The 16262-nt window shown below is 70.7% G+C and carries 16 protein-coding genes; 5 read left to right on the top strand and 11 right to left on the bottom strand.

The window, feature by feature from the left end:
* Positions 1–103: 103 nt before the first annotated feature.
* From Q9S36_RS13875 to Q9S36_RS13860, 4 genes are all read left to right on the top strand, one after another.
* Positions 104–589, top strand: a complete 486-nt coding sequence (locus Q9S36_RS13875; protein WP_311285624.1) for an NfeD family protein — start codon at positions 104–106, stop codon at positions 587–589.
* A gap of 29 nt (positions 590–618) precedes the next feature.
* Positions 619–1686: an SPFH domain-containing protein gene (locus tag Q9S36_RS13870; protein WP_311285623.1), complete on the top strand. Its 1068-nt coding sequence runs from the start codon at positions 619–621 to the stop codon at positions 1684–1686.
* Complete coding sequence (locus Q9S36_RS13865) at positions 1673–2482, top strand: glycerophosphodiester phosphodiesterase family protein (RefSeq protein WP_311285622.1); 810 nt, start codon at positions 1673–1675, stop codon at positions 2480–2482. The genes Q9S36_RS13870 and Q9S36_RS13865 overlap by 14 nt, the downstream gene beginning before the upstream one ends.
* A gap of 145 nt (positions 2483–2627) precedes the next feature.
* A complete protein-coding gene (locus Q9S36_RS13860) occupies positions 2628–3005 on the top strand; it encodes an RNA polymerase-binding protein RbpA (protein WP_251449605.1) in 378 nt (125 codons plus the stop codon).
* A 3-nt stretch (positions 3006–3008) separates the two neighbouring features.
* On the opposite strand, the gene lnt is transcribed toward Q9S36_RS13860, so the two are convergent.
* The 9 genes from lnt to Q9S36_RS13815 form a co-directional block, all read right to left on the bottom strand.
* Positions 3009–4595 (bottom strand): apolipoprotein N-acyltransferase, encoded by a 1587-nt coding sequence (lnt, locus tag Q9S36_RS13855; RefSeq protein ID WP_396653779.1) that lies wholly within the window; start codon positions 4593–4595, stop codon positions 3009–3011.
* A 42-nt stretch (positions 4596–4637) separates the two neighbouring features.
* The gene (locus Q9S36_RS13850) at positions 4638–7133 is read right to left on the bottom strand and encodes a DEAD/DEAH box helicase (RefSeq protein WP_311285620.1); all 2496 of its coding nucleotides are present in this window, start codon (positions 7131–7133) and stop codon (positions 4638–4640) included.
* Positions 7130–7951 (bottom strand): twin-arginine translocase subunit TatC, encoded by an 822-nt coding sequence (tatC, locus tag Q9S36_RS13845; RefSeq protein WP_251449602.1) that lies wholly within the window; start codon positions 7949–7951, stop codon positions 7130–7132. Before tatC ends, Q9S36_RS13850 begins: the two co-directional genes overlap by 4 nt.
* Positions 7952–7957: 6 nt before the next feature.
* Positions 7958–8236 carry a Sec-independent protein translocase subunit TatA gene (tatA, locus tag Q9S36_RS13840; protein ID WP_251449601.1) on the bottom strand — a complete coding sequence of 93 codons (279 nt, stop codon included), beginning with the start codon at positions 8234–8236 and terminating at the stop codon, positions 7958–7960.
* A 92-nt stretch (positions 8237–8328) separates the two neighbouring features.
* On the bottom strand, positions 8329–9291 hold the full coding sequence (locus Q9S36_RS13835) for a WYL domain-containing protein (protein WP_311285619.1): 963 nt from the start codon (positions 9289–9291) through the stop codon (positions 8329–8331).
* Positions 9288–10283, bottom strand: a complete 996-nt coding sequence (locus tag Q9S36_RS13830; protein WP_396653761.1) for a helix-turn-helix transcriptional regulator — start codon at positions 10281–10283, stop codon at positions 9288–9290. Before Q9S36_RS13830 ends, Q9S36_RS13835 begins: the two co-directional genes overlap by 4 nt.
* 9 nt (positions 10284–10292) lie before the next feature.
* Complete coding sequence (locus tag Q9S36_RS13825) at positions 10293–11255, bottom strand: FKBP-type peptidyl-prolyl cis-trans isomerase (RefSeq protein ID WP_311285618.1); 963 nt, start codon at positions 11253–11255, stop codon at positions 10293–10295.
* A 4-nt stretch (positions 11256–11259) separates the two neighbouring features.
* Positions 11260–12276 carry a tRNA (adenine-N1)-methyltransferase gene (locus Q9S36_RS13820; RefSeq protein ID WP_311285617.1) on the bottom strand — a complete coding sequence of 339 codons (1017 nt, stop codon included), beginning with the start codon at positions 12274–12276 and terminating at the stop codon, positions 11260–11262.
* Positions 12273–12986: an HAD family hydrolase gene (locus Q9S36_RS13815; protein WP_396653760.1), complete on the bottom strand. Its 714-nt coding sequence runs from the start codon at positions 12984–12986 to the stop codon at positions 12273–12275. Before Q9S36_RS13815 ends, Q9S36_RS13820 begins: the two co-directional genes overlap by 4 nt.
* 98 nt (positions 12987–13084) lie before the next feature.
* Here Q9S36_RS13815 and Q9S36_RS13810 point away from each other — a divergent pair, with 98 nt between their 5' ends.
* Positions 13085–13951: a PAC2 family protein gene (locus tag Q9S36_RS13810; RefSeq protein WP_311285616.1), complete on the top strand. Its 867-nt coding sequence runs from the start codon at positions 13085–13087 to the stop codon at positions 13949–13951.
* Positions 13952–13968: 17 nt separating this feature from the next.
* On the opposite strand, the gene Q9S36_RS13805 is transcribed toward Q9S36_RS13810, so the two are convergent.
* Both Q9S36_RS13805 and Q9S36_RS13800 read right to left on the bottom strand, forming a co-directional pair.
* Positions 13969–14796 (bottom strand): undecaprenyl-diphosphate phosphatase, encoded by an 828-nt coding sequence (locus Q9S36_RS13805; protein ID WP_251449595.1) that lies wholly within the window; start codon positions 14794–14796, stop codon positions 13969–13971.
* Positions 14797–14844: 48 nt separating this feature from the next.
* On the bottom strand, positions 14845–16146 hold the full coding sequence (locus tag Q9S36_RS13800) for a M20/M25/M40 family metallo-hydrolase (RefSeq protein WP_311285615.1): 1302 nt from the start codon (positions 16144–16146) through the stop codon (positions 14845–14847).
* Between the last annotated feature and the right edge of the window lie 116 nt (positions 16147–16262).

The raw sequence follows: 16262 nt of genomic DNA, 5'->3' as shown, positions 1-16262 counted from the left end.
CGTGCGCCCGCACGCGTCCGGCGGGCCGTGTCGACCCTATCAACGCCCGCCCCGCCGTCCACGGTTGGTACGGTGGAGCCACGACCAGGCGAAGGGATCGCTGATGCTGCCGGATCTGACGCAGTACCTGTGGATCCTGTGGCTCGCGCTGGCGTTCCTCTTCGTGATCATCGAGCTCCTCACGCTCGAGTTCACCTTCCTCATGCTCGCGGCGGGCACCCTCGTCGGCGGTCTGGGCGTCAACCTCCTCGGCGGACCGTGGTGGCTGCAGATCGGTGCGGCGGCCGCGCTCGCGGCGCTGCTGCTGTTCACGATCCGACCACTGCTGCTGCGGGCGTTGCACCGCAGCTCCGCCCCCGTGCTCATGAACGTCGACGCCCTGACCGGCATGAGCGCCCGCGTCGTCGCACCGTTCGTCGACGGCGCGGGGTCGGTCAAGCTCGACAACGGCGAGACGTGGACCGCGCGCCTGAGCGAGGGCATCGCGGATGCCGCGCTCGGCGTCGGGGACCGCGTCACCGTCGCCGCGGTGAGGGGCGCCACGGTCGAAGTCGCCCCGGCAGTGCCGCCGGGGTCCGAGAAGACCTGACCTCACCCGCATCCAAGAGAGGACCCGCCATGGTCGACATCGGACAGTTCGTCGGACAGATCTTCATCGTCATCCTGCTGATCGTCATCGCGATCTTCGTCGTGGTGGTGCTCTTCCGCGCGATCCGGATCATCCCGCAGGCCAATGCCGGTGTCGTGGAGCGGCTCGGGCGGTACCAGCGGACGCTGTCACCGGGTCTGAACCTGCTGGTGCCGTTCATCGACCGTCTGCGCCCGCTGATCGACATGCGCGAGCAGGTGGTGTCCTTCCCGCCCCAGCCGGTCATCACCGAGGACAACCTCGTCGTCTCCATCGACACGGTCGTGTACTTCCAGGTGACCGACGCGCGCGCCGCGACCTACGAGATCGCCAACTACCTCGGCGCAGTGGAGCAGCTGACCACCACGACCCTGCGAAACGTGGTGGGCGGGCTCAACCTCGAGGAGGCGCTGACCAGCCGCGACGAGATCAACAGCAAGCTGCGCGTCGTGCTCGACGAGGCGACCGGCAAGTGGGGCATCCGCGTCTCGCGCGTCGAGCTGAAGGCGATCGACCCGCCCGCGTCCATCCAGGATTCGATGGAGAAGCAGATGCGGGCCGAACGCGACCGCCGTGCGGCCATCCTCACCGCCGAGGGCTCGAAGCAGTCCCAGATCCTCGAGGCGGAGGGTCGCCGCCAGGCGGAGATCCTGCGTGCCGAAGGCGACAAGCAGGCGGCGGTGCTGCGGGCGCAGGGCGAGTCCGAGGCGATCGAGATGGTGTTCAACGCGATCCATGTCGGCGATCCCGACGACAAGCTCCTCGCGTACCAGTACCTGCAGACGTTGCCGAAGATCGCCGACAGCTCCTCGAGCAAGATGTGGATCATCCCCAGCGAGTTCACCGAGGCCCTCAAGGGGATCGGCGATGCGTTCGGTGGACGCGCCGCGGGGGGCCCGCGCCCGGCCGCCCGCAGGCCGGTCGACGAGGCGTCCTCCCGCGCCGCCGACGCGGCCGTCGCCGCCGCACGCGAAGCGGCCACCGCCGCCGACGACATCGCCTCCGAAGCACGTGCGTCCGCACCCGGCGTCGACGGACGACGCGATGACGGGATCTGACCCGACCCGCCGCACCCGCCACCCCTGGTTCGCCGGCGAGCACCCCCGCGTCCTCGCGCACCGGGGTTTCGTCTCCGCCGACGACGCCGGCCACGGCATCGTCGAGAACTCCTTCCTCGCGGTGGCGGGAGCCCACGCGCTGGGGGTCGACTACGTCGAGTCCGACTGCCACCTCACCCGTGACGGGGTGCCGGTGCTCTTCCACGACGAGGATCTGGCTCGGGTCACCGGCGATCCCAGAGCGGTCGCGGCGGTCACCCTGCGCGAGCTCGACGGAATCATGGCCGACCGCGGCGGACTGATCACCCTCGCCCAGGCCTTGGACTCGTTCCCCGACCTGCGGTTCAATCTCGACGTGAAGGCTGCGGATGCCGCCGCTCAGGTCGGGGCCACGATCGCCCCCTACGCGGAGCGCGTCCTGCTCACCAGCTTCTCGGACGCCCGCCGCCGCGAGGCGCTGCGCGCCGCGGAGGCGGCGGGGGCCGAGATGCCGCCGGCCACCTCCGCGGGGTCGGCGACGGTCGCCCGGCTGCTCGGTGCACTTGCGGTCCGCTCCTCCCGTCTCGCGGGACGCCTGCTGGCGGGAGTGGACGCCCTGCAGGTGCCGGAGCGCCGTGGCCGCGTTCGCATCCTGACCCCCCGCCTCGTCGAGACCGCCCACCGCTTCGACGTGGAGGTGCACGTCTGGACGGTGAACGAGGTGACCGACATGGAGCGGCTTCTGGACCTCGGTGTGGACGGGATCGTCACCGATCAGGCGCACGTGGCGCTGAAGGTGGCGGAGCGGCGCAGATAGGCCGCTCCCGCACCGGATTCACGCCGTGCGAACGGCGGCCCGCGCGGGCTGAGCATCGGCTGTGAAAGGCCCACGGCGCCGGTCCGTTCGGATGATCCGCACAGGTGGGTTCGTTATACCTGAACAGCGACGAGAGGACCACAAAATGGCAGACCGCAGTCTGCGCGGCATCCGACTCGGCGCCCAGAGCCTACAGAGCGAAGAGGGCGTCGTGTTCCATGAACGCGCACAGCACATGTACACATGCTCGTCCTGCGGACGAGACACCACACTGACTTTCGCAGCGGACGCCGAAGTGCCCGAGGCGTGGGAGTGCCGCACGTGCGGCGCCGAGGCGCTGCTTCGCATCGGAGAGGGCACCGCCACGGTCGACCACTCCGGCGACAAGGCGCCCCGCAGCCACTGGGACATGCTGCTCGAGCGGCGCACGGTCCCCGAGCTCGAGGAGCTCCTCGAAGAGCGCCTGGCGCTTCTGCGCGAACGGCGCGGCGCCGGATCAGCGGCCGACAAGATCAGCGCCTGACGATCACTCCGTCTCAGCGACGCCGGACCCCTCGGGGGCCGGCGTCGCTTTCGTGTTGCGCAGCATCCGGCGACGGGAAAGAGCCAGCGCGCCGCCCAGCCCGAGGAGGAACAGTGCGCTCCCCCACCCGATGACGCCCTGAACGGCACCGCCGACGACCACTGCGGGCGTCAGACCCGTGCGAAGCGGCACGTCGGCGATGATGTGGCCCGACTCGCCGGCGGGAAGCCCGGCCACCGTGGTGCCGTCGGGGGCGATGACCTGGCTCGTGCCCACCGTCGAGATGTTCACCACCGCGCGCCCGGTCTCGATCGCGCGCATACGCGCGAAGGCGAGCTGCTGCAGGTTCTCGTCGGTGTCGCGGAAGTCGGCGTTGTTGGTCTGGAACATGAAGACTTCGGCACCCGCGGCCGCGCCGTCCCAGATGACCTGGTCGTAGATGACGTCGAAGCAGATCGCGAGTCCCACACCGACGCCGTTCACGTCGAAGAACGGCGGGTTGGTGCCGGGGGTGTACTCGCGCTGGATGAGCCCCACGAGGTCGGGGACGAGCATCTCGAAGAACCACCGATCGGGGACGTACTCCCCCATCGGAACGGGGTTGGCTTTGTCGTGCAGAGCGACCGCTCCCTCACCCGCCTGCCACAGCATCGACGTGTTGAAGGTGTCGTCGCCCCGCGTCGTCGCGGCGTTGACGATGAGCGGGGCGTCGGCGCGCTCGGCGAGGGCGTCCAGCACGGCCGCCGTGCCGGCGTTCGCGAGGGGGTCCGAGTCGATTCCCCCCTCGGGCCACAGCACGACGTCCAGATCCTCGCCGAGGAGCGGTCCCGACGCGTCCAGCTGGGCACGCAGCACCGCGTTGCGGGTGCGCTCGTCGAAGTATCCCGACGGGCCGTTGCCCTGCACCGCACCCACCCTCAGCTCCCCGGCCGCTGACGTGGGGAACTGCGGCGTCACCAGGAGGACCGTCGCGATGGCGGCGGCCGGCAGCGCCGTCCGCACATCGCGCAGCCGCCCGAGCCGCAGCCATTCGATGACGGCGGCCGCGAGGAAGACCATCAGGAACGTGAGTCCCGCGACGCCCGTCCACGACGCCACATGCGCCAGCGGACTCTCGGACTGGCTCATGCCGATCCGGCCCCAGGGGAAGCCGGTGTAGGGCCACGAGCCCATGAACAGCTCGCGCGCCGTCCACAGCCCCGCCACGAGCGCCGGAAGCGCGACCAGCCTCACCGCAGCAGTCCGCCCCAGCCGCGGCATCCACCGGTAGGCCAGGGCGATCGGGATCGAGCCGACCGCCATGAACACCGTCTCGATGCCGGCGAGGGCGAACCACGGGATGACGCCGAGGTAGCGCGTGATCCAGACGATGTGGATGAGATAGAACGTCGCCCCGAAGGCCAGCCCCACGAGGAGGGCGCCGCCTGCGCTCCGCCCGATCAGCGCGACCAGGGCGCAGGCCACGGCGACCGGCGCAAGGGGCCACCAGCCGACGTCCGGGAACGCGAGGTCGAGTGTGACGCCGCCCACCACCGAGACGAGCACCGCGAACCACAGCGGAAGCAGGGGGCGGGGTGCGCCGACGGGGATCACGTCGTCGAGCCTAGAGGTCACCGCAGAAGTCACCGGGGCTCACACGGAGCTGTAGGCGACGATGCCGCGCCGGACCTGATCGAGAGCGCGGCGAGCGGTGGTCGCGACCTCCGGCGACGCGACGAGCGACAGCTGATCGAGCAGGTCGATGGTCTGCTTGCTCCAGCGCACGAAGTCCCCGGCTGCCATGTCGGCCTCGCCGAGCACGCGGTCCAGGGCGCCGCCGCGTGCCCACATGTGCATGGCCTGTGCGAGACCGGTGGCGATGGGCTCGCTTCCGGGCAGCCTGTGGTCCTGCTCGAGATCGTCCAGCTTCTGCCACAGGTCCTGCGTGGCCGCCAGCGCCGGGCGGAAGGGACCCGCAGGCAGCCGGTGCTCCCCCGGGCCGGCTTCGTCGCGGCGCGGCTCGTACACCAGAGCGCACGCCAGCGCTGCCAGCGACGGAGCGTCGAGCTTCGTCCACAGCCCCTGACGCAGACTCTCGGCGACGAGCAGATCGCGCTCGCCGTAGATGCGCCTCATCGTCCGCCCCGCCTCGGTGAGGGTGACCCGCCCGTCGTCGGCGGTCCGCACGTAGTCGAGGGCGGTGAGCACGTCGACGACGCGGTCGAAGACCCGGGCGACCGTGCCGGTGCGGTTGTCGATCTGTCGACGCGCACTCTCGACCTCGCGACGCAGCTTCTCGTGGCGCTCGGCCCAGCGGGCGTGCTGTTCCCGCTCCGGGCACTGGTGGCACGCGTGACGCTGGATGCGCTTGCGGAGACTCGCGATCTCGCGAAGGCGTGCATCACGGGTGGCGCGGGACGCGGTCGCATCCTTGCGGTTGAGCTTCTCGACGTCGCTCAGCGCTCTGCGCAAGCCGGCATAGTCCGGGAAGTCGCCTCGGTCGCAGGTCATCGCCTCGGCATAGCCGGCCAGCGACTCCTCCTTCTCGCGGACCTGTCGCGCGAGCCCGACGACGGCGCGGTCGGCCTGGAACTGGGCGAACGACGACTCGAGCACCTCGCGCGCCCGCGGGCGGCCGAACTGGTCGATGAGATTCACGGCCATGTTGTACGTGGGCCGGAAACTCGAGTTGAGCGGATAGGTCCGACGCGAGGCGAGTGCCGCCACCTGCTGCGGATCGAGGCCTTCGGTCCATTGGATGACGGCGTGGCCCTCGACGTCGATGCCGCGCCGACCGGCCCGTCCGGTGAGCTGGGTGTACTCCCCGGACGTGATCGCGACACGCGCCTCGCCGTTGAACTTCTCGAGCTTCTCGAGCACGACGGTCCGGGCCGGCATGTTGATGCCGAGCGCCAGGGTCTCGGTGGCGAACACGACCTTCACGAGCTTGCGCTGGAACAGCTCTTCGACGACTTCCTTGAAGGCCGGCAGGAGGCCCGCGTGGTGGGACGCGACGCCGCGCTCGAGGTTGTCGAGCCACTCCCAGTATCCGAGCACCGCGAGGTCCTCGTCCGGAAGGGTGCGCGTGCGCTCCTCGACGATCGCGCGGATCTCGGCGCGCTCCTCGGGGGAGGTCAGGCGAACCCCGCCGCGCCGCACCTGCTGCACGGCGGCGTCGCAGCCCACCCGGCTGAAGATGAAGAAGATCGCCGGAAGCAGGTTGCTGCGGTGGAGGAGTTCGACCACGTCGGGCCGATCGAGTCTCTCGATCCGGCGGGCGTTCGCCGCCCGCACGGGGCGACGACCACCCCGCTGCGGCCGTCGCGACGAGTAGCCGTCGCGGTGCGCGCCGCTGCGCGCCGCCTGCGCGCTGCGGTTGCCTTCGAAGCTCGGGCCCTTGAACGAGCGCAGGCGCATGAGCTCCTGGTTGACCTGCGCGGTGGCGATCCCGGCGCGGTCGTCGAAGAGAGGAAGGAGGTCGCCCCGGACGAGGACGTGCTGCTCCAACGGCACCGGCCGCACTTCGGAGACGATCACCTCGGTGTCGCCGCGAACCGTGTCGAGCCAGTCTCCGAACTCCTCCGCATTCGAGACGGTGGCCGACAGCGACACCAGGCGCACGGTCTGCGGCAGGTGGATGATCACCTCTTCCCACACCGCCCCCCGGAAGCGATCGGCGAGGTAGTGGACCTCGTCCATCACCACGAACCGCAGACCCTGCAGCGCCGGCGAGTCCGCGTACAGCATGTTGCGCAGCACCTCGGTCGTCATCACCACGATCCGCGCCGAGCCGTTGATGTTCGTGTCACCGGTGAGGAGACCGACCTGGTCGGCGCCGTACACCGCCTGCAGCTCGCGGAACTTCTGATTGGAGAGCGCCTTCATCGGCGTGGTGTAGAACGCCTTGTCGCCCGGCTCGTTCATCGCGAGGTGGATGGCGAACTCGCCGACGATGGTCTTCCCCGCGCCGGTCGGCGCAGCCACCAGAACGCTCCGGCCGTCCTCGAGGGCGCGGCATCCCGCGATCTGGAAGGGGTCGAGCTCGAACCGCTGAGCGCGGGCGAACTCCGCCGTCACCGGGTGATCCCGGTCCTGCCGGCTCGCCTCACTGGCGCGGGCGAATCGTTCGGCGGGCCCCGGTTCGCTCATACGGTGTCCGTCCCGGCGGCCAGGATCGCGGCATCCCGTTTGGCGCGGTGACGGTCGAACAGCAGCGACAGTCCGCCCGCGGCGAAGAACAGGACGGTGAGGATGCCGGCGAGCATCAGCATGCTGACTACGTCGGCAGCCGGTGTCGCCAGGGCGGCGAACGTGGTCGCCACCAGGATCGCGACGCGCCACCCCTTGAGGATCGCGCGACCGGACATGATGCCGGCGACGTTCAGCGCGACGAGGAAGACCGGGAGGACGAAGGCGACGCCGATCACGATCATGAGCTTGAAGACGAAGTCGTAGTACTCCGCGGCGCTGTAGAAGTTGACCCCGCCCTCGGGGGTGAATCCCCACATCAGCTCGATGACGTGGGGGACGATGAGGATGCCCACGTAGCAGCCCGCGAAGAAGAGCGGAATGGCCGCCGCGACGAAGCTGATCGTGTACCGGATCTCCTTCCGCGTGAGACCCGGCATGATGAACGCCCAGACCTGCCACAGCCAGACGGGCGCCGACAGGAAGATGCCGATCGAGAACGCGATGCGCATGCGCATGTCGAACGCGCTCGTGACGTTCGTGAAGTTCAGGGCCGAGAAGTCGTCACCCCGACGCTCCGCGATCTCGCGGATGGGACCGGTGATCCAATGGATGATCGGGTCGGTGATGATGAATGCGACGACCATCCCCACGACGAGGGCGATCGCCGCGAACATGATCCGCCGACGCAGCTCGACCAGGTGCGCCCCGAGCGACATCCGCTTGTCGCGGCGAGGGAGGTCGGGATCCTCCGTCCGCGGCGGTCCGGCGGTGACCATCAGGCCTCAGGGGCGGTGATCGGAGGCGCTGTCCCCCGTGGCCGGCGGCGCCGTGGAGGGCGCGGACGACGGGGTCGCCCCCGGGGTGGTCCCGGCGACACCCGGCTCTGCCGACGTGGTGCCGGCTGCGGCATCCTCGTCCTTCATCGCCTTCATCTCACCCTTGAAGACCCGCGCGGACTGTCCGACGCTCTTCGCCAGGGCGGGCAGCTTGGCCGCGCCGAAGAGGAGCAGGATCACAGCGAGCAGAATGAGAAGGTGCCAGCCGTTGAGGTTGCCGAACATGATGCACTCCGTCGTCTCGCGTACAGGGGTGGTGACAGTCTAGCCCGCGGCATCCCGCGGGCCGCCGTTGCGGCATCCGCGTTATCTGAACGTCACGTGTACTGCGCCAGACCGGCAGCGGCCCACTCCGCGGCTGCGCGGCGGGCGCCGGCCGGCTCGAGGATCTCGACCTCTCCGCCGCGGCGCGCGGCGAGGCGCCGCAGGCTCGCGGCATCGGCGATCCGCATCGTCGCCGTCGACTCGGATCCCGTGGTCTCGACGGCGGCCCGTTCGAGGTAGTCGCCCAGCAGCGGTGCGACGGATGCCGGGAATCGCACCCGTGCGACCATGTCGTCCTCGCCGGGCTCGAACCATGCCGGGACCGGCTCCTCGCCGTGCGTGCTCGGGATGTCGGTCAGCTTGAGGTCGCTCACCCGGTCGAGGTGGAAGGTGCGCATCGCCTGCCGCAGGTGACACCAGCCCTGCAGATACCACTGCCCTTCGGCGATGTGGACCTTGACCGGATCGACGGTGCGGGCCGTGGGTCCGGCGTCCGGTGCTTTGTAGGTGAACGTCACCGCGACCGCCTCGCGCAGCGCGGCGGCGACGGCGTCGCGGACGGCGTCCACGGGGCCGGGAGCGACGATCACCTCGGCCGGGGCGCTCGACGCGCCGCGGGCGAGCTTGGCGAGGAGCCCGGCGAACAGCTCGGTGTCGCCGACGCCGGGAAGGGCGCGCGCCAGCTGCAGCCCCGCCAGCAGGGCCGCCGCCTCGCGCGCGGTCAGCCGCGGCGCGCGCTCGAGGCCCACGGCGTGGGTGATGACGATGAGGTCATCGCGGTCCAGCAGGTCCCAGTCGATGTCGAACAGGTCGTTGGACATCTGCCAGTATCCGCCGTCGCCGGGAAGGCCGATGACCGTCAGCCGCTCGACGAGCTGCCGCATCTGCTCGGGGGTGACGTCGAACTCGTCCGCGGCCTCGGCGAGGGCCACCTCGCCCTTGCCGACCAGATACGGCACGAGCTGCAGCAGGAGCGCCGCGCGATCGGTCGCCAGCGGCGATCGGGCGGCGGTCATGCGACGCCTCCGTGGCGCTCGAGAGCGGCGGTGAGTCTGTCGATGACGGCACGTCGCAGCTCGGGCGGCTCGACGACGCGCACCTCGGGACCGTAGGACGCCAGCTCGTCCGCGAACACATGCAGGTCGACGTAGCGCACGCGCACGCCCTGATCGGCGGGCTCCGCGCGTCGTGCGAGGCGGAGTGCCGCCTCGGTGCCGGGATTGACCTCGAGCAGCGCCGCATTCCGAGCCGCGACCTGCTCCAGTCCCGACAGCGCGCGCTCCCCCGCCCCCGCGCGCAGCGCCGGGTCGAAGGTCTCGCGCTCGATGCGCACCGGTCCGACGATGCGGGACAGCAGGAACGTGCGTTCGGCATCGACGCCGAGGTCGGTGCCGAACACATGCCAGCGCGCCTCGTACTCCACCAGCGCGAGCGGCTGGACGCGGCGGGAGCGCGGGCGCTCCTCCCCCGGTTTCAGGTAGGGGAACGTCACGACGCAGGACTGCTCGATGGCCTGCTGGAGTGGCGCGAACGCAGCCTCGCGCACGCTGATGCGGGGCGAGAATCCGATGATGGGCTCGTCGACGGGGATTCCTAGCGCGCGGATCTTGCGCAGGCCGGTGCGGGCGTCCTTCGACATCGAGCCCTCCCGCCAGACTCCTCCGGCGAGATTGAGCAGCGCGATCTCGGCAGGCGTGAACGCGATGTCGTCGGGGAGCTCGTACTCGGTCGACGGCACCCGGTACCTCGCCTCGCGCAGATCATCGGGATCGGCCCAATCCCCGATCGTCTCGATCGGCACGCCCAGGCGGCGGAGATTCTCCTTGTCGCGCTCGAACATCTTCTCGAGCGCGTCCTTCGAGGCGCCGGCTCCGCCCTGCTCGCGGTAGCCCGAGACCGACGAGAGGATGGTGTCCTTGGTGATCCCCTGCTCGGTGGCCATGAGCGCCACCACGAGGTTGACCAGCCGCTCCTCGGGCGGGATCTTCACAGCGGGTACGGCAGGCACCCCCTCATCCTAGGCGGCGGGCTGGTCCAGTCCGAGGATGTCGATCACGAACACCAGGGTGGAGCCGGAGGGGATCGACCCCTGCTCGGTGTCGCCGTAGCCGAGCTCCGGCGGGATCACCACCATGACCTGGGAGCCGACGGTCTGGCCCTCCAGCGCCTGCGCGAAGCCGGGGACGACGCCGTCCAGAGTGAGAGAGGCCGGTTCGGCGTCCCACGTGCTGTCGAAGACGGTGCGGTCATCCCAGAGCACGCCGGTGTAGTGGACGCGCACCGGGGTGTCACCCGTGACCTCCTCGCCGTCGCCCTCCACGAGCGTCTGCACGACGAGGTCCTCGGGAGCGGCGCCGTCGGGGACGATGATTCCGGGACGCCCGTCGGGCGCGCGGACCACAGCGGGCAGACCGTTGCCCGCGTTGAAGCGGAGGTCGCCCTCGGCCTTGGGCAGATAGACCTTGCGGACATCGACGACGGCGACGGCGGAATCCTCTTCGCCGATGCCGAGTCCGGCCGCGGTCTGCGCTTCGATGTCGCCCGGGGCGAGCGCGATCGCCACGCGCGCACCCTCTTCGGCGCACGACAGGGCGTCCTCGAAGCCGGGGAACGACGTGGTCCACTGGGTGAGCGGAATCGGGCTCGAGAGGTTGCCGTCATAGGCGGTGCTCACGATGAGATCGCCCGTCTCGCCGCTGATGAGGGTCACATCGAGGACGGCGAGCTGCGCGGTGGTCGTGATCTGCGTGCCCGAGCCCTCCTCGACGTCCGCGTAGGCCGTCGAGGATGTCTGGAACGGCGCGTAGACCGAGACGTCCGGAACGTTCTCGATCGGCCCCGACACGGTGATCAGGTCCATCGTCTCGGCGTCCGAGACATCCGGCCGCGGGCACTCCGCACCGGCTCCGGGCAGGGAGCAGCCGGTCAGTCCGACGGCGGTCAGGGCGACGGCGACGAGGGCAGCGGAGATCTTTCGCACCGGATCAGTCTAGAGGCGCCGCTCGCTCGTTCCCGTCGGCACCGCCTGCCGCGTGCCGCGCCCCATCGGCGGCGCGCCGCGCCTCGCGGACGCGCTTGCGCAGGTTCTTGTCGGTGATCTGCCGATCGCCGACGGCTCCGGGCGTCCACAGCTCGACGTCTTCGTCGCCGTAGCTGGACTTCGACGCACGTCGCCGCACCTCGGGCGGGACCGCTCCCGGTGCCAGCCGGCGCGCCCACACCAGGAAGCCGGTGTGGGCGACCATCCGATGGTCGGGCCGAACGGCGAGCCCCTCGACGTGCCAGCCGCGGACCATCGTCTCGTTCGCGTCCGGCTCGGTGAACAGCCCGGTGCCGCGGATGTACTCTGCGACGCGGCTCAGCTGCGTCGCGGTCGCGACGTAGCAGACCACGACGCCGCCGGGCGTGAGCGCGTCGGCGACGACGTCGATGCACTCCCAGGGCGCGAGCATGTCGAGCACGACCCGATCCACGGATGCCGGTGCGACGGCCTCGGGCAGCGCTGCCACCAGATCGCCGACGACGACGTCCCAGTTGGACGGTGCCGTGCCGGTGAAGGTCTCGACGTTCGCCCGGGCGACGTCGGCGAACTCCTCGCGACGCTCGAACGAGATCAGTCGTCCCTCGCCGCCGATCGCGCGCAGCAGCCACAGTGACAGCGCGCCCGAGCCGACCCCGGCCTCGACGACCGTCGCGCCGGGGAAGACGTCCGCCTGGGCGAGGATCTGCGCGGCGTCCTTGGGGTAGACGATGGCGGCGCCGCGCGGCATCGACATCACGAAGTCCCGCAGCAGGGGGCGCAGGGCCAGGTACTCGTGGCCCGAGCTGTTGACCACGACCGACCCGTCCGGCTGACCGATGAGGTCGCGGTGGCGCAGGACCCCGTGGTGCGTGTGCAGCTCGCCGTCCTCGCGCAGCGTCACGGTGTGGAGCCGCGCCTTGGGTCCGGTGAGCTGTACGCGGTCGCCGACGCGGAAAGGCCCGCTGGGTCGTCCGGTCATCGGGTGCCCTCCTCGGGGGCGAGGGCAGGGTCGGAATGGGCGCGGCGGTGGGCTGCGTGGAAGGCGGCGACGTCCTGCGTCGTCCGGCCCTCGAGACTCGGCCACAGGGTGTGGGCGCCGGCGCCCTCGAGCGAGACCATGTGCGGCACGCCGAGCGAGGCGGCGCCGGACGCGACGGCCGAGCGGAGCCCGTTCGGGGAGTCCTCGATGGCCACCGCCTCGAGGGGCGAGACCCCGAGCAGCTCGCACGCCTGCAGATACGGGTCCGGGAAGGGCTTCGGCCGCGTGGCGTCGTCGCCGGCGACCACCACGTCGAAGGCGTCGAAGTCGATGAGGTCGACCACCGACCGGGCCATCCGCCCCATGGACATCGTCACGAGTGCGGTCTTGATGCCCGCGCGGCGCAGGTCCGCCAGCAGCTCGCGCGCGCCGGGGCGGAACGGCACCCCGTCCTCGCGGAGCTGCCTCATCACCTCGTCGGTGAGATGGTCGATGATCTCGTGCACGCCCAGGCGGACCCCGGCGGCCTGGAAGATGCGGGCCGAGTCCTCGAGCCCCATGCCCACCAGCGAGAGCGCCTGCTCGTGCGACCACGTGCCGCCGTAGCGCTCGACCAGCGGCGTCTCGGCGGCCATCCAGTACGGCTCGGTGTCGACGAGAGTGCCGTCCATGTCCCAGAGGACAGCGGCCAGGGGTGCGGGGGATGTCACCGCCCCATGCTACCCAGGCGGACTCGCCGGGCCGGCGCCCCGCCCGCGGCGCCCGGCGCCTATCCTGGTCTGAACCCCGCCGGGGATGAGGAGGTCGCGTGAACGGACTGGGTCGCCGAGTACTGGTCGCCGCGTTCGACGGATGGAACGACGCCGGTGAGGCGGCGTCCTCCGCCGTGACGCAGTTGCGCGACGAGGGCTCGTACGAACCGGTGTTCTCGGTCGATCCCGAGCTGTACTTCGACTACCAGTACACGCGTCCGCAGGTGTCCACCGACGCCGAAGGCCGCCGCGTCCTGACGTGGCCCGAGGCGACACTGCTGCGCCCGACCCGCGCGACCCGCGGCACGCAGCTGTGGCTGCTCACCGGCGTCGAGCCGGCTCGCGCATGGCAGGCCTTCGCGGCAGAGCTCATCGATGTGGCGCTGCGCGAGGACGTCACCGGCTTCGTCTCGATGGGGTCGATGATGTCCGATGTGCCCCACACCCGGCCGATCTCGGTCTTCGCGGGCAGCGACAACGAGCAGCTCCGCGCCAGCCACGGGCTCGAGCGCAGCAGCTACGAGGGTCCCGTCGGCATCCTGAGTGTCCTCGGTCACGCCGCCGATGCCGCCGGCATCCCCACCGCGAGCCTGTGGGCGAGCGTTCCCCACTACGTCGCCGGCCACACCCCGTCGCCGAAGGCCACCCTCGCCCTGCTGGACCGGCTCGAGGATCTCACCGGCGCTCCGATCCCCCGCGGCACGCTCGCCACAGATGCCGCCGCGTGGGAGGCGTCGATCGATGCGGCCGCCGCAGACGACGAGGAGATGACGGAGTACATCCGCCAGCTCGAGCGGACCCGTGACACGTGGGACTCCCCCGAAGCCTCGGGAGACGCGATCGCGCAGGAGTTCGAGCGCTACCTCCGCCGTGGCGGCGGAGAGGGACCGCACAAGCCCGGCCGCGACGACCCGCGTCGCTGACCGGCGCGCCCCGTCGATCAGTAGGGCTGGAGGACGCCCATGCTCAGCAGCACGAGCAGCGTCGCGCCGAGCGCGACGCGGTAGATCACGAAGGGCAGGAAGCTACGCTTGGAGATCCAGGCCATGAAGAACGCGATGACGCCGAGAGCGACGACGAACGCGACGACGGTGGCCACAACGGTCTCGCCGAGGGTGAACACGGCGGGTTCGTTCCAGCTCTTGAACAGCTGGTAGAACCCCGATCCGAAGACGGCCGGGATCGCCAGGAGGAACGCGTACCGCGCGGCGGCTGCCCGCTCGTAGCCCATGAACAGGCCCGCGGTGATGGTGCCGCCGGACCGCGAGACGCCCGGGATGAGAGCCAGCGACTGCGCGAACCCGTACACGACGCCGTTGCCGACGGTGAGATCGTTCAGCTTCCGCTTCTTCGCGCCGACCGCATCGGCGATGCCCAGCAGCACGCCGAAGAAGATCAGCATCCCCGCGACCAGCCACAGCGACCGGAGGGTCGTCTCGATCTGGTCCTGGAAGAGCAGACCCAGCACGACGATGGGGATGCTGCCGATGATGATCAGCCAGCCCATGCGGGCGTCCGGATCGTTCCGGGGGATCCGCCCGCCGAGCGAGCGGAACCAGTTGCCGATGATGCGGACGATGTCGCGCCAGAAGAAGACCACCACGGCCGCCTCGGTGCCGATCTGGGTGATGGCGGTGAAGGCGGCGCCGGGGTCCTGGGCACCCGGCAGGAACTCGCCGAGGATCCGGAGGTGGGCACTCGAGGAGATGGGCAGGAACTCGGTGAGCCCCTGGACCAGGCCCAGGATGATCGCCTCGAACAGCTGCATGGCGGGCGCCTTTCGTGAGGGGATGCCGGCGGTGGCGGCATCCGATCGTCAGTAGGTGCGGAGCAGATCGGCCAGGACGGCCTGACCGAAGACGAGCGCGTCGATCGGGACGCGCTCGTCGACGCCGTGGAACATCCCGGTGAAGTCGAGGCCCGCCGGCAGACGCAGCGGGGCGAACCCGTACCCGGCGATGCCGAGGGTCGCCAGCGCCTTGTTGTCGGTGCCGCCTCCCATGAGGTAAGGGACGACCGGCACTCCCGGGTCGTGGCGGCCGAGCGCGCCGACCATGGCGTCGACGAGGTCGCCGGTGAAGGGCACCTCCAGCCCGATGTCGGCGTGCACGATCTCGACGTCGACGTCCGGGCCGACGATGCGGCGGATCTCGGCGAGCACGAGCTCCTCGGTGCCCGGAAGCGCCCGCACGTCGATGAGCGCCTCGGCACGGTCGGGGATGACGTTGTGCTTGTAGCCGGCGGTGAGACCGGTGGGATTGGTGGTCGTGCGCAGGGTCGACCGCAGGAACCCGGCGGCCTTGCCGGTGGTCTGCGCGACCGCGTCGGGGTCGACCGGGTCCGCCCCGGTCAGCGTCGCCAGCCGGTCCACCATCTCGCGCGTGGTGTCGGTGAGCTCGATCGGCCACGCCGTGCGACCGAGCGCAGCCACGCCCTCGGCCAGCGCAGTCACGGCGTTGTCGTGGTGGTGGCTCGATCCGTGCGCGGCACGGCCGTGCGCGACCAGGCGGATCCACACGAGCGCCTTCTCTCCGACCTGCAGGAGGTACGCTCGGCGCCCCGCCGCGTCGATCGAGTAGCCGCCCACTTCGCTGATGGCCTCGGTGGCGCCGTCGAACCAGTGGGCGCGGTTCTGGACCACCAGCGCGGACCCCTCCACACCGCCGTTCTCCTCATCGGCGAAGAACGTCACGATGAGATCGCGCTCGGGCTGCTCTCCCGCCCGCAGGATGTCGCCCACCGCGGTGAGGATCATGGCGTCCATGTCCTTCATGTCGACCGCACCTCGGCCCCACAGCATGCCGTCGCGGATCTCGCCGGCGAAAGGATCGACCGACCAGTCGGCGGCGACGGCCGGCACGACGTCGAGGTGCCCGTGCAGGACGAGCGCGGGCTTGTCGCGGTTGCGGCCCGGGACGCGCGCGCACACGTTGGTGCGGCGCGGAATGGGCTCGTAGAACTCCGGCTTCAGGCCGAGACCGCTGAGGTACGCCCCCACGTACTCGGCGGCCTCGCGCTCGCCTTCGGCCCGCCCCCCGCCGTGATTGGTGGTGTCGAATCGGATGAGGTCGCGGGCGATCCGCGCGACCTCGGGCAGAGAGGATTCCGACGAGGGCATGCCGACCAACCTACCCCGGCTCTGTTGCCGGATCGTTTCACCGGCGTACGGCCCGGCTCCCGTCGGCCGTGGCGCGCATCGGCGATGCGGATTCGATCGGGCGTCGACGACGTGGT

It is taken from the genome of Microbacterium sp. ARD31, from assembly GCF_031844425.1.
This window is presented reverse-complemented; position numbering and strand designations above follow the sequence as displayed.